This is a genomic window from Halalkalibacter flavus (assembly GCF_036663575.1).
In the GTDB taxonomy this organism is placed as follows: Bacteria; Bacillota; Bacilli; order Bacillales; family Bacillaceae_D; genus Halalkalibacter; species Halalkalibacter flavus.
Window position 1 is genome coordinate 1 of record NZ_JAWRVK010000014.1, and the last position, 13,625, is coordinate 13,625.

Annotated in this window: 13 protein-coding genes; 1 reads left to right on the top strand and 12 read right to left on the bottom strand. The window is 37.7% G+C overall.

What is annotated here, in order from left to right; translation table 11 throughout:
- Positions 1 to 63 precede the first annotated feature (63 nt).
- On the bottom strand, positions 64 to 1,104 hold the full coding sequence (locus tag SAY88_RS10905; RefSeq protein WP_332631770.1) for a ring-opening amidohydrolase: 1,041 nt from the start codon (positions 1,102 to 1,104) through the stop codon (positions 64 to 66).
- Positions 1,105 to 1,423: 319 nt separating this feature from the next.
- On the opposite strand from SAY88_RS10905, the gene SAY88_RS10910 reads away from it, so the two are divergent.
- Entirely contained in the window at positions 1,424 to 1,786 is a 363-nt protein-coding gene (locus tag SAY88_RS10910) for a hypothetical protein (RefSeq protein WP_332631772.1), read from the top strand.
- A 232-nt stretch (positions 1,787 to 2,018) separates the two neighbouring features.
- On the opposite strand, the gene SAY88_RS10915 is transcribed toward SAY88_RS10910, so the two are convergent.
- The 11 genes from SAY88_RS10915 to SAY88_RS10965 all read right to left on the bottom strand — a co-directional run bounded on the left by SAY88_RS10915 (position 2,019) and on the right by SAY88_RS10965 (position 13,423).
- Positions 2,019 to 2,807: a DeoR/GlpR family DNA-binding transcription regulator gene (locus SAY88_RS10915; RefSeq protein WP_332631774.1), complete on the bottom strand. Its 789-nt coding sequence runs from the start codon at positions 2,805 to 2,807 to the stop codon at positions 2,019 to 2,021.
- A 155-nt stretch (positions 2,808 to 2,962) separates the two neighbouring features.
- Positions 2,963 to 3,739 carry an SDR family NAD(P)-dependent oxidoreductase gene (locus SAY88_RS10920; RefSeq protein ID WP_332631775.1) on the bottom strand — a complete coding sequence of 259 codons (777 nt, stop codon included), beginning with the start codon at positions 3,737 to 3,739 and terminating at the stop codon, positions 2,963 to 2,965.
- Positions 3,740 to 3,823: 84 nt separating this feature from the next.
- A complete protein-coding gene (gene tkt / locus SAY88_RS10925; protein WP_332631776.1) occupies positions 3,824 to 5,827 on the bottom strand; it encodes a transketolase in 2,004 nt (667 codons plus the stop codon).
- 76 nt (positions 5,828 to 5,903) lie between these two features.
- Entirely contained in the window at positions 5,904 to 6,872 is a 969-nt protein-coding gene (gene glpX, locus SAY88_RS10930; RefSeq protein ID WP_332631777.1) for a class II fructose-bisphosphatase, read from the bottom strand.
- A gap of 182 nt (positions 6,873 to 7,054) precedes the next feature.
- Positions 7,055 to 7,702 (bottom strand): dihydroxyacetone kinase subunit DhaL, encoded by a 648-nt coding sequence (gene dhaL, locus SAY88_RS10935; protein WP_332631779.1) that lies wholly within the window; start codon positions 7,700 to 7,702, stop codon positions 7,055 to 7,057.
- 20 nt (positions 7,703 to 7,722) lie between these two features.
- Positions 7,723 to 8,727: a dihydroxyacetone kinase subunit DhaK gene (locus tag SAY88_RS10940; RefSeq protein ID WP_332631781.1), complete on the bottom strand. Its 1,005-nt coding sequence runs from the start codon at positions 8,725 to 8,727 to the stop codon at positions 7,723 to 7,725.
- A gap of 1 nt (position 8,728) precedes the next feature.
- Entirely contained in the window at positions 8,729 to 9,193 is a 465-nt protein-coding gene (gene rpiB, locus SAY88_RS10945; RefSeq protein ID WP_332631782.1) for a ribose 5-phosphate isomerase B, read from the bottom strand.
- 214 nt (positions 9,194 to 9,407) lie between these two features.
- Positions 9,408 to 10,676 (bottom strand): MFS transporter, encoded by a 1,269-nt coding sequence (locus SAY88_RS10950; protein WP_332631783.1) that lies wholly within the window; start codon positions 10,674 to 10,676, stop codon positions 9,408 to 9,410.
- Positions 10,677 to 10,755: 79 nt separating this feature from the next.
- Positions 10,756 to 11,847, bottom strand: a complete 1,092-nt coding sequence (locus SAY88_RS10955; protein ID WP_431308859.1) for an MDR/zinc-dependent alcohol dehydrogenase-like family protein — start codon at positions 11,845 to 11,847, stop codon at positions 10,756 to 10,758.
- 430 nt (positions 11,848 to 12,277) lie between these two features.
- Positions 12,278 to 13,240, bottom strand: a complete 963-nt coding sequence (locus SAY88_RS10960) for an ATP-binding protein (protein ID WP_332631904.1) — start codon at positions 13,238 to 13,240, stop codon at positions 12,278 to 12,280.
- Between the two features lie 6 nt (positions 13,241 to 13,246).
- The gene (locus SAY88_RS10965) at positions 13,247 to 13,423 is read right to left on the bottom strand and encodes a hypothetical protein (RefSeq protein WP_332631785.1); all 177 of its coding nucleotides are present in this window, start codon (positions 13,421 to 13,423) and stop codon (positions 13,247 to 13,249) included.
- Positions 13,424 to 13,625: the final 202 nt, after the last annotated feature.

Here is a 13,625-nt window from a genome sequence, read left to right on the forward strand (position 1 = left end):
TAGGGATTTTTTTGATTGTAGTTAAATCAATTTCCAATTTTCTAGTTTTAGGGTGTTGACATATTACCGCTGTGCTATACGAACGACTGGCGCAACTAAATTAGATCCTTGTGGTCCTTGATGCTCAGATCCTGCCGAACATAAGATTCTCGTTTCACCTACATAACTTCCCACTACTGCATTTGCTACCGCCTTTGCTAGAATTCCAGAATGCATTGAAAGCGCATCTGTATGCATTGTATGCCTCCTGCCTCTTACTTTACCGATCGCATCTGCACCTGCATTAACAAAGACATTCACAATTTGTTGCTGCTGATCTTCCGTTAAAAAGGCTTCCGCTTCAATTCCCGCGTCAAGGAAAGCACTCTTCAACCCTTGAAGATCAAGTGCATCCTCCATTACTCCAGCTCCAATATATAGGTTACTAGAGGATTTGTTTGAGTTACCCATTACGATAACTCTAGCTGCCACTTGTTCTTGACCAGCTGAGACAGATGCTTTTGTTGAGTAAAGAGAATGATCGTTGTTGATACTTCCTTCATGAACCTCTTCTCGGTTCACTTCTTTTAGAGCAACCGCCACCCCAAGAGCCGAAGAAGCTTTTGCAAGAGCTCCACCTTCACCCCACGGACATTTTACTTCTACGCATTTCACATCATCTAACGATTCAATTCCTGCCTCTTCCATTGCTTTAGCAACTGCATCTGCAACTAAATCTACTTGTGCTAGCGTTCCAATTTGTTCTTTTTCTAATACTGGGGTCGATGAAACACCAAATGCAAATCGCTTCTCATTAAATGGCATTCCTTCGCTCGACTCTTCTTTAATGAATAATGTATAGTGCGGCGTCATAAGCCCACCCGTCTTTCCGATCATCATCATCGGAATCGTATCAAAAACTTCTTGATGATTCATATCAAGGTATTCAGATAAAAGCACTTGAAAAGCTAATGTCGAATACCCTCTTGCATACCCATCACCTTCTGTTTGAGCAATGATAGCCTTAATCGATTCGGCTTTCACTTCTTCTTTTTCGAGTAGTTCCTTTAATGCAGAAACATCTCCAGGATGATCCATATCACAACGAATTAATTGAAAGTTCATATTTACACACCTCTTTTTTCGAATTCGTAATGCACTTTCTTAGCATGATTTAATGGTAGCATTTACGAAAAAAAGAGTAATTGTGTGAAATTCATAATATTTATTATTATGTATTATGAATTTTCACTATTTTTATTGCCTCTTGTTAAAAAACGACAACAACATTGAAGATTTTCTTACACCGGCTACTTTTAAGTATACTGTTTCATTCAACCGCACTCATTGACTTACTAAAAAAACTTTATTTATTTAACGTTTTAAACTTTGATATTTCGGGTAAAGAAAGAAAAAAGTGTAAGTATTTTTAGGAGTGAAAGCAATGTTGAATAAAGACAATTTAAACGTGGTTTGGCAAGGGGTTGAATATAATATAACTGTCGAAGAGGAATTAGATGGTATTCAAGTGTTAAGAAGAAATGACGATGAGTACTTGATTGCCATGGTTGAGAAACCGATCTCGAAAATCAAAGTGAAGGAACTCGGATTAAAATACCAACATATTTACTTTATCTATACATACCAAGAATTCGAGGATGAACCTTTTCGAGTCGTTTGCTATAGAAACAAAAAAATCATCACATGTGATACTTCTTGGAACAGTCTGATCGATGTACTGAATTATTTGTATGAAGGCTTTGGCTTTGATTTAGAAGATGAATACGACGTCATGAATGATGAGTAATTGATTACATATTAATAATACTGCTCCCTTCGTTTTCTCATTCTTCTCAATATATCTAGATTGAGAACTGAAGACAAAGGGGGACTTTTTGAATTGTGATAGGAGCTTACCTCACCAATTTTGCTTCCTAATCCAAAGGAGCCAAAATTATTCCCTGCATCAGACAAAAAAGTTCCTAATCTCAATACCATTAGTACTGGGATTAGGAACAGGCTACCAATAATCATCAAAACTATAAAACATTTATTTCACGCTCTTTTAATAAACGTTTATCTTCATCTGATATTTGGTTGTCAATAATAAGTGTATCTATCTGGTCAATCGATGCAAACGAAACGATTGATTTTTTTCCAAATTTAGTGTGGTCTAATAGGGCGACTACACGATTCGATGCTTCCACCATTTCCTTTTTCAACTCAACTTCATAAACATTAAAGTCAGTTAAACCGTTTTCAAAATCAAATCCACTGGCAGATGTAAACATAATGTCAACATTGATTTTCTTTAAAACCCCTGCATCAATTGTACTTTCTAAAGCACTTGATCCAGCTCGAATAACACCCCCAATTAATATGACTGTAAATTCAGCAACGTCTCGTAATTCTAATGCAGTATATATGCCGTTTGTAACAATAGTAAGACGTTTTCGATCTGGATCATCTTTTAATCGTTTTGCCAACTCCAATGCTGTTGAACTAGCATCTAATAAAATACATTGATTGTTTGTAATTAACTTTTGCGCTTTTGTACTAATTAGGTATTTTTCTTCTTTATTTTTCTTTTCTCGAGTCGAGAAATTAAAAAATTTATTGTCTTCGGGATCTTGGTCCACTAACACAGCCCCTCCATGAGTACGTTTTAGAAGACCTTCTTTTTCCATATTATTTAGATCATTCCTTAACGTTGCCTCAGAGACATTTAACCGCTGTGACAAATCACTCACTACAATTCTTTGATCCTTGTCCAAATATTCTAATATTGCATTCCTTCTTTCATGCATTAACATTTTCCCCACTACCATCAACCTTCCATTTTACATAATCCTACTATCATAATATTTCATTATTGTAATTAGTTCAACTAAAGCGAAAAAAAATAACCTAAAACGAAAAAAAATAAAAAAATTGAAAGATTGTTCATGAGGCTATTACATGAAAAAGTAATCTTACTACTTGCTTATTGAATCGTATAACCACCGTCGATAACAAAAGTAGACCCAGTTGAATAAGACGATGCATCTGAAGCAAGGAAAATAGCTAATCCACCTAATTCATACGGTTTCCCTAGACGTTTCATAGGTATATAATCAAGCACATGTCTTAGCTCACCATTCTCTGCAAAAAGTGGTTTTGCCATATCGGTTTCCATATAGCCTGGAGCAATTGAATTTACTCGGATGTTATGAGAGACCCACTCGTTAGCTAAACATTTTGTCATCATCACAACAGCAGCTTTAGAAGAATTATATGCACATTGTGCCTCTGTATTAGCTATAAACGAAGACATTGATGCAATATTTATAATAGAGCCACCACCAGTTTCTATCATCTCTTTTCCCGCAAGCTTGGAAACTAAGAACACACCATTTACATTGACTTCCATTGTTTTATTCCAATCTTGTAAACTCATTTGTTCAGCTTTGATTTTTTGACAGATCCCAGCATTGTTAATCACAACATCAATTTTTCCAAAATGCTCGACTGTCGATTGAATAAGCGCTTGCACTTGATCCTCTTGCGTTACATCAACTTGAATGCCTAGAGCTTCAACTTCATTCTGTTGTTTGATTTCTTCTGCTGTTGCTTTTGCTGTCTTTTCATCTAAGTCAGCTATAACAATATTAGAGCCAGATTGCGCTAATGCAGTGGCCATCTCTCTCCCTAACCCTTTTGTACCTCCTGTTATGATTGATACCTTTCCTTGTAAATTAAAAAGATCATTATATTGTACCATTTTAACTTCCCCCTAACCTTTATTTTGAAGTAAATAAGGAGCAGCTTCACTAACACAAGTAAGTGATGCTACCCCCAATCAAATTTAGAGCATTTTCTTGAATTGGGAAACGACATTCTGTACGGTAAATCCGTACTCATCCATAATTTTAGTTCCTGGCGCTGATGCTCCAAACTGATCAATAGCTAAAAGCTTTCCGTTATCACCTATATATTTATGCCATCCTAATGATGATCCCATTTCAATACCTAAACGAATCTTATTATCTGTCGGCAAAATTTTTTCTTTATATGCCTTCGATTGTTTTTCAAATCGATCCCAGCTAGGCATACTAACGACAGATACATAGATTCCTTCTTTTTCGAGTTCCTCTTGAGCAGCAACAGCTAAAGAGACTTCTGAACCAGAAGCTAATAACAAACCGCAAGATTTCCCTTTGGCCGAAGAAATGATATATGCACCCTTTTTTACCCCTTCAAATGCCTTCTTACTATCAATTAATGTAGGCAAATTTTGTCGAGATAAAATAAGTGCCGTCGGTTGCTTAGTGCTTTCTACTGCCACCTTCCAAGCAGCAACTGTCTCATTTCCATCTGCAGGTCGAATAGTTGAAATCCCTGGCATTGCTCGTAAAGCCGCCAACTGTTCGATTGGTTCATGAGTAGGGCCATCTTCCCCAACTGCGACACTATCATGTGTGAAAACATACGTTACAGGTAATTGCATTAAGGCAGATAATCGAATCGCTGGTCTAAGATAATCGGAAAAGACAAAGAAAGTAGCTGCATAGGTTTTCACCCCACCATGTAGTGCCATTCCATTAGCTGCAGCCCCCATAGCAAATTCACGTACTCCAAACCATAGATTGCGGCCGCTGTAATCCGATGGATGAAAGTTCGCTGCTCCTTTTAGCAACGTTTTATTCGAAGAAGCTAAGTCAGCAGATCCTCCAATGAGCTGAGGGACATGTTTAGCAATAGCATTTAGCGCTTCTTCACCTGATGAACGACTTGCTAGTTTATCCTCTCCAACCTGATAAACCGGAACATTCTCGTCCCATCCATCTACAAGGGTTCCAGCTATAGCTGTCTTTAATTGTGTGGCAAGTTCAGGATAAACTGCTTCATAACGAGAAAATAACTCATTCCACTTTTGCTCTTTCTCTTCTCCACTTTGTTGTAATTTTTGGAAATGTGTTTTCACTTCCTCAGGAACATAGAACTCTTCTTCGTAGTGCCAATTATAAGATTCTTTTACAAGCTTGATTTCCTCTTTACCTAGGGGCGCCCCATGAGAAGCCGATTTACCTCCTTTATTAGGAGAGCCGTAGCCAATCACTGTCTTGACTTCAATTAAAGTTGGCTGTTCCGTATTCAGTTTCGCATCTTTTAATGCTTGAGCCAAAGCTTCTACATCATTTCCATCTTCTACCCGTATCACTTGCCAATTATATGCTTTAAAACGTCCTTCTACACTTTCACTAAAAGAAAGATGAAGATCACCATCTAAAGAAATATCATTTGAGTCATACAAGACAATTAATCGACCTAATTTCAAATGTCCTGCTAGAGACGCTGCTTCTGCAGAGACACCTTCCATTAAATCTCCATCTCCACAAATGCTGTATGTGTAATGATCAACAATTGGAAATGCTTCTCGGTTATAAGTTGCAGCTAAATGGCGTTCAGCCATTGCCATTCCTACAGCCATCGCAATCCCTTGGCCAAGCGGTCCTGTTGTTGCGTCCACTCCAGGTGTATGTCCGAATTCTGGGTGGCCAGGTGTTTTGCTGCCCCACTGCCTAAACTGCTTTAAATCTTCTAAAGACAAATCATGGCCGGTTAAGTGTAATAAGCTGTAGAGTAGCATAGATCCATGCCCCGCTGATAATACGAAACGATCACGGTTAAACCATTCCGGATTACGCGGGTTATAATTCATAAAATTAGACCATAACGTATATGCCATCGGAGCTGCCCCCATTGGCATTCCAGGGTGTCCTGAACCAACACTCTCTATTGCATCGATTGCAAGTGTTCTAATCGTATTAATAGAAAGTTGGTCAACATTTACTTTTAGTTCATTCATTCTGTTCCTCCTACTATCCATCGTCTGTTATCCTGCATTACCTGTTACCCAACACTTTCACCAGTTCTTCCCTGTCTTAATGACGAGCTTCAATAAATTGATAACTTTTAACATCGCCACCAATGGCCACAAAAGAATGAGAAACTGTGAAATTTCCCTCTTTCTTTTGGACACCCTTCACTAATAACCCATCTGTTATGCCTGTCGCAACAAAGAAACATTGATCTGTTTTTACAATTTCATCAACCGTTAATGCCTTCTCAGGGTTCTTAATTCCCATTTCCAGACATCTTGAAAATTCTTCTTTATCATGCGGAATAAGCTGTCCTTGAAAATCTCCACCTAAACACTTAATAGCCGTTGCAGCGATGACCCCCTCAGGAGCTCCTCCTATTCCAACTAACATGTCAATGTTCATTTCATCTATGCAAGTGGCTATCGCTCCTGGAATATCTACATCAGGAAATAATTTAATTCTCGCTCCTAACTCTAAAACTTCGTCAATTAACTTTTGATGCCGCTCCCTGTCTTGTATCATGATTGTTAATTCATGGACTTCCTTTCCAAGGGAACTGGCTACCGATTTCATGTTTTCCGATAAGGAGGCATTAATATTTATACAGCCTTTCGCTTTCGGACCAACTGCAATTTTTTTCATATACATATCCGGAGCATGAAGCAAGCTGCCACTAGCTGCACCAGCTATCACCGTTAAAGCATTCTCTTGCCCTTTCGACATTAACGTTGTTCCTTCCACCGGATCTACGGCAATATCTAATTGAGGTCCTTTTTTAGTACCAAGCTCTTCACCGATATACAGCATTGGCGCTTCATCCATTTCCCCTTCACCAATCACGATAACACCTAACATATCAATCGCATTCATTTGATTTCTCATTGCCTCTGTCCCAGCACCGTCAGCTTCATTCTTCTTTCCTTTTCCAATCCACGGATATGATGCGATGGCCGCTTGTTGTGAAACGGTCAAAAAGTCCATGGCTAATGCTTTTACATCTATTTGGTTCATTGCAATCTCTGCGTTCATGGTGTATCCTCCTCTCGATTAAACCAAATCCTATTGTATAAAAATAAATAAATTTTTATTTTTATACAATTAATGTTATTAGAAATCCTTACATACCTTTTGAAAACGAATAGGACAGCATGTATTTTTCTAGGCATAGATTCTACAGTTAATACGTAGAATCTATGCACCTTTATAAAAGATTATACGGCTTGACTAGAATTCACTGTTTTTAAAAACGCATCCAAGATCAAGTAAGCTGAAGTTGCACCCGGATCTTGATTCCCTAACGACCGTTCTCCTAGACGACTAGATCTTCCTCTTTTTGAAAGTAAGTCTCTTGTAGATTCCATTCCTTTTTTCGCTTCGGCAACCGTTTTTGTAAAGTTAGAAATAAAAGCTTCCGATGGATCATAAGCTTTTAAACTATCAAGTGCAGGTTGAAGTGTATCCACCATTGTTTTGTCTCCTACTTCTGCTTGACCGCGTTCTTTAATGCCTTCAATAAAAGCGATCCAGAAGTCAACAATGTCATTAGCAGTTAATTCAGACTTTTGTTGAACAACTTTTGCCCCTCTTAGAAAACCAGTTGCATATAGTGGGCCAACTGATGACCCAACTGCACTTAAAAATGTACGTCCAGTTGTAATGAAAATGCGACCGCAATCTTCTTCATCTTTCAACTCATCTTGTAACTTCTCATTAACCGCCTGCCAACCAATGGACATCGTAACACCATGATCTCCGTCGCCTAACTTTCGATCTAGCTCACACAAATAGTCTTTATTTTCCTCCATTACATCAACAACATTTTTTAAATATTTTAAAACGTCTTGTGAGTGAAATTTCATATTCTTCATCCCCCTATACTTTACTTTTGTACATACATTGGACAATCAGCAGAATAGTCAATTAATTCCTTCAATTCATCATCTAATTTCATAATCGAGACCGAACAACCACCCATTTCTAACGAAGTGCTATAGTCTCCAACGTAAGATCTATGGATTGAAATTCCTTTTTCCGTTAAGATTTGCTCTACTCTTCTAAACATAATATATAATTCCATACGAGTCGTTGATCCTAATCCGTTTACTAAGACTGAAACACTTTCCCCTGATTCAATTGGCATATCAGTAAGAATATCTTGGACTAGTCGGTCTGCCACATTATCAGCTGTTTGTAAATCACCTTTTTCTACCCCAGGCTCCCCATGATGTCCAAGTCCAATTTCCATTTCATTTTCGCCCAGCTCGAAGCTTGGTTGACCTGTTTGAGGGAGGGAACATGGTGTTAATCCAACGCCCATTGAACGAGTGTAGTCGTTCGCTTTTTTTGCTACACGAACAAGATCCTCAAGGTTATATCCTTTATCAGAAGCCGCGCCTGCTACTTTTGTAACAAAAAATTCTCCAGCAATTCCTCTACGCTTTTCTTTTTCTTCTTTCGGAGCTGATGCCACGTCATCAGTTACTAAGACCGTGCCTACTTGGATGCCAAACTCCAAATCAGCTAGTTCCGCGGCCATCCCAAAATTCATTACATCTCCTGCATAGTTTCCATATATATAAAGAACGCCTGCTCCTTTATCAATTACTCTAGTTGCTTCAATAATAGGGTCTGGAGGAGGAGAAGCAAAGATATTCCCTACTGCAACACCATCAGCCATTCCATTCCCCACATAACCCATAAAAGCTGGCTCATGACCAGAACCGCCACCTATTAAGACACCAACCTTACCATCTTTTGTTTCCTTAGCTGTAACAATTGACCGCTTATTTTCAGATAACTGTTTAACATGAGTTGGAAACGCTTTTATATAACCTTCTATCATTTCATCTACAACATTAGTAGGATTATTGATTAACTTTTTCATTTTATATACGCACTCCTTTCAAATACTCGTTCTCTTTGTCACTTATTTGTTGTACTTTTCTTGCTGAGTTTCCACCTGGAAATTCTGATTCTAAGTAAACCTTTACAATTTGTTTCGCAAGTTCAATTCCTATGACTTTCGCTCCCATTGTTAAAATTTGCGCATTATTGCTTTTTTGAGCACGCTCAGCTGAATATGTATCATGACATAACGCAGCTCTAATTCCTGGTACTTTTCCAGCAGCGATTGCAACGCCGATACCGGTCCCACAAACTAAAATCCCTCTATCAATTTTCCCTCCCATAATATCGTCAGCTACATCAAATGCAACTTGCGGGTAATCAACTTCACTACAGGAGTCTTGACACCCATAATCTTGCACTTCATACCCTAATTCTATCATATATTCTCTTAAACTTTCTTTCATATCAAATGCATTATGATCTGAACCAATCCCTATTTTCATTCTTATCTCTCCTTTTCATTTCACTTCATTTAACTTTTCAAACTCCACTTTCGTTTACATCTTCATTTTTTCATTTCCCACAAAAAAAGTCAATAACTTTTTTTCGTTTACTTTCGTTTATTTTCGTTTTGGTTTTTTGAGTAAAAAAATAACGCCCTCCATTACAAAATAATATTGGACGTTATCTCTTTAGTAATCACTAATTACAACAGATTTATTGCGCAGCTTTATAAGTCTTGACTTCAATTTCAAGCGCATCTTTAGGTAATGTTACAAACTTCATCAATAGTGCACTAACTATATGAAGACCGGTGAAAATCCAAATAATTCCGACAACACCAACCGTCCCTATGAAAGCGCCTACAATTACAGGCCCAATAAACGTACTTAGTCCAGCACCAAGATTTAAGATAGACATAGCCGCTCCTCTGTTACCAGGTGCTAACGAAGGAATTAATGCCGATAAAGGAACATACGCTGCTAAACAAGCACCAAAAGCAATGGCTATGGCAGTGGTCGCCCAATAGTTCGCTCCCATAAAATACGGTACATAATACAAGCCAGCAAACGTAATACCGCAACCTACCCCACCAAACCACATAACTGTGTTCCGCCAACCTAATTTATCGCCGACAATCCCAAATATTAAGTTAAAAATTACGTTACTCGTCCATAATGCTCCATAAATTTGTAACCATTCCGTTCTTGTAAAACCAATTTCCATCATATAAACTGGCATAAAAACAACGATTCCGTAAGCTCCGGCAGTATTGATGGTTCTTACAATCCCACCAATTCCGACTTTTGGCTTTTCAAAAGCAATTGTAATCCCTTTTGCAATATATTTTAACGCATCTGCTTTTGTCTCAAACCTCTTTTTGCTATTACTACTTTTGTCTTCTTTGTTTAAGAAAATTCCAACTGTAGCACCTAATACCGTGAATATTAGCGCACTCCACAATGTTCTGATTTCCCCAAGGTAAGGTAAGGCAAAGCTAGAATAATAGGCTCCTAACACATTTAAGCCAGCCGCAAATGAAACCCAGAACCACCCAACAGCTGTTCCAAGTTTTTCTTGAGGTGCATAATACGTGAGCCAAACTAGAAACGAATATGCAAATAGTGGATAACCGAGTCCACGAAGGGCATAAGTTGGGATCATAATTCCTAAATTCATAGTTGGGATCCCCGCTGTTAAGAAGACCAATGTTCCAGCTGTAAACAACGCTACGCCCCAAATCATAGCTCTTCTTGCCCCTAAAATTTCAGCAAGAACTCCTGAAAGCCAAGCCGCAACTGCAACAGCAAAACCATAAACAGAAAACAAAAGCGCTGATTGCTGAACAGTTAACCCACTATCAATCAAATAAGAAGATAGCCAACCGAGTTCAAGACCTTCCCCAATCATAAAAATCATAACACCTAGATAACCTAAGGCCATCTTCGGATCCATACCGGCTTTTCCTAACAATCCTTGGTTCATTATTCTATTCCCACCTTTTTATTTAATAGGAAGTGGGTTATAACATCATTTTATAACCCACTTCTCAAAAATGACTGCTTTAGAGACTAGGGTTCAAAATGACTTTAAGAGATTCTCTACCGTTCTTAACAAGCTCAAATCCTTTTTCAAATTCCTCTAGTGGTAATTGGTGGGTAACAACACCTTCAGTTGGTAAATCACCATTTTCAATCCCATTAATAACAGGCTCATAACAATATGGACCTAAATGCGAACCTAATACATCTAGTTCTTTACGGTCACTAATAATGCTCCAATCAACCGTCACGGGATCTTTAAAAACACTGAACTCAACAAATGTTCCTAACTTGCGAATCATCGACAACCCTTGTTCAACCGATTTTTGAGCACCAGTTGCTTCTATGTAAATATCGCAACCATACCCCTCTGTAAGATCTTTTACTATGGAAATAGCATCTTCTTTAGCAGGGTTGATTACCATATCAGCACCAAATTGCTTAGCAAGTTCTAAACGGTCTTCAAACAAATCTAATACAATTAATTTACCTGCACCTGATTTTTTAATTGCCCCAATCATTCCAAGCCCTAGTGTTCCAGCACCAGCAAGAACAACTACATCACCAAGCTGAATTTTGGCACGTTGGACAGCGTGCATTGAACAAGCATATGGCTCTATTAAAATAGCTTTTTCAATTGGCAAATCTTCTGGTACTTTATAATTAATTGCTTCTTTCGTAAACTTCATATATTCGGCCATTGCACCATTTACATTGTTTTGGAATCCATAAAGGTCATGTTTTTCACACATCCAATATTGACCTCGCTTACAGAAGCGACACTTCCAGCAAGGGACGATTTGCTCAGAGATTACACGGTCCCCTACTTCAAAACCTTCGATACCTTCACCTAAAGCTACTACTCTACCAATAAACTCATGACCAGGAATCATAGGAGCTTTAATATAAGCTGGCTGTGTTTCATCCCCCCAAAAACTCGGAGCACCATCATACGCCTTTAAATCACCTGCACAAATTCCACAAGCCTCGACTTTTACTAACATTTCCCCTTCCCCTATCGAAGGAACATCTACTGTTTCAAACCGATAGTCCCCAGGTGAATAAGCTACAACCGCTTTCATTTTCTTTGGAATAAACTCAGATGAACACATCATACATCTCTCCCTTTTCATTATTAATTTAGATATAAAAACAAATAGATTAAAACGCTTTCACACTTTAATCAAAAAAGATATCAACAATCCTTCATTCAAAAATTTGCAAATGCAGGATGTCTTTCGTTCTTTTTTGAAAGTACCTTTCGTTTTTTAAATTATAGTATACATACTTTCGATTAGTCAATTTATTTTTTCATTTTTTTATTTATTTTTTTCGTTCGAAAATAATCGATAATAAACAAAATGGAAAAGTTGAGTTTTTAAGTGATTTTCTTTTCCAATATAAAGTAAGCCAGCCATTAACCTCTGACCTAGAAATGTTAAGTGTTTATCAAGATGAGCAGTCGGTTATTATTGGATTATTGGAAATAATTAGATTGGAAGGATGCCACTACAGAAAAATGCCTGTCATTGACAGGCACCTCTCCTAATATTTAAATCCTTCTTCTTCACCAACCAACGGCAGTATCACCAATACCTTTGTTCCATCGAACAAATTCTCAAACCGAATTGCTCCGTTATGCTCTTGGATGATTCGTTGAGAAATTGATAACCCTAACCCCGTTCCTTCATCTTTCGTTGAAAAGAACGGTTCACCGATTCTCCCAATTATTGAAACGGGTATACCTGGCCCATTATCGACAATTTCAATAAAGACCTCTTGTTGTTTCTGGACGTTTATGGCAACTTTTACTTTTCCACCTTCAGCTCCAGCAGCTTCAATCGCATTTTTCATTAAATTGATTAAAACTTGTTTTATCTGTGATTTATCAACATGTACAGTCGCTTTTTCAACTTCAAATGTTAGTGTAACATCTACGTTATGTAGCGTTGCTTCATTTTTCATAAAATCAACAGTCTCACTAACAAGATCATTTACATTGTAGTAATTTCTCTTTGGAGCTGTCGGTTGAGTTGCCATAAGAAAATCATTAATTAGTTGATTCATCCGGTCCATTTCGCTTAATACAATATCTCTAAAATGATTATGTTTTTGGTCTTCAAATAAAAACTGAACAAATCCTCTCACCGATTGCATCGGATTGCGTAATTCATGTGCCAAGCCCGCAGACAATTGTCCAAGCAATGATAATTTTTCAAGTCTCATTAATTTATCATCGAATTCATCATAGCTTGATTTCCCTGCGTTTTCTATAATAACTGAAACGACAGATGATAAACGCTTAATCGTTTCGATCTCCTGCTCTGTAAAAGCATAAGGTTCAGGGTCGATCGCACAAACGGTACCAAACAACTTCCCATTTGAAAGGTAAACAGGCATCCCTAAATACGAACCTATTCTCGCTTCATAAATCGCATCAAATACACTTGCTCTGTCATCTTTTTTTGTATCATTTATAATTAATGGTTCCCGACCATCACAAGGAATAAGACTTCATATAGCATGGTCTTTCGGCAATTCTACTCCTTCTTCCAAGGAACAACCATTTTGGTTAAAAACCTTAATGACTTTAAACGTCTCTTCTATATGACTCACAAAATGAGTTCTTGTCCCAATTGATTGGCTTGCAAACCATAGCATATCCTCTAATGCCTGCTCGTACCGGTTCATCCATAATCCCCCCTTACTAAAAAACTTCTCTTTTTTCCTATGTAACAGAATAAAGCATAAACAGTCTATGCCCATATACAAATTAGCATTAAAAATCAGATTATATCAAGAGCTAATTCTACCAATTAGGAAACCTTTTTTTGGAATTCTCAATTAAAGTTATGTTATGAAAGACCCTAGTCTAAAAAAGATGCCTGTCACT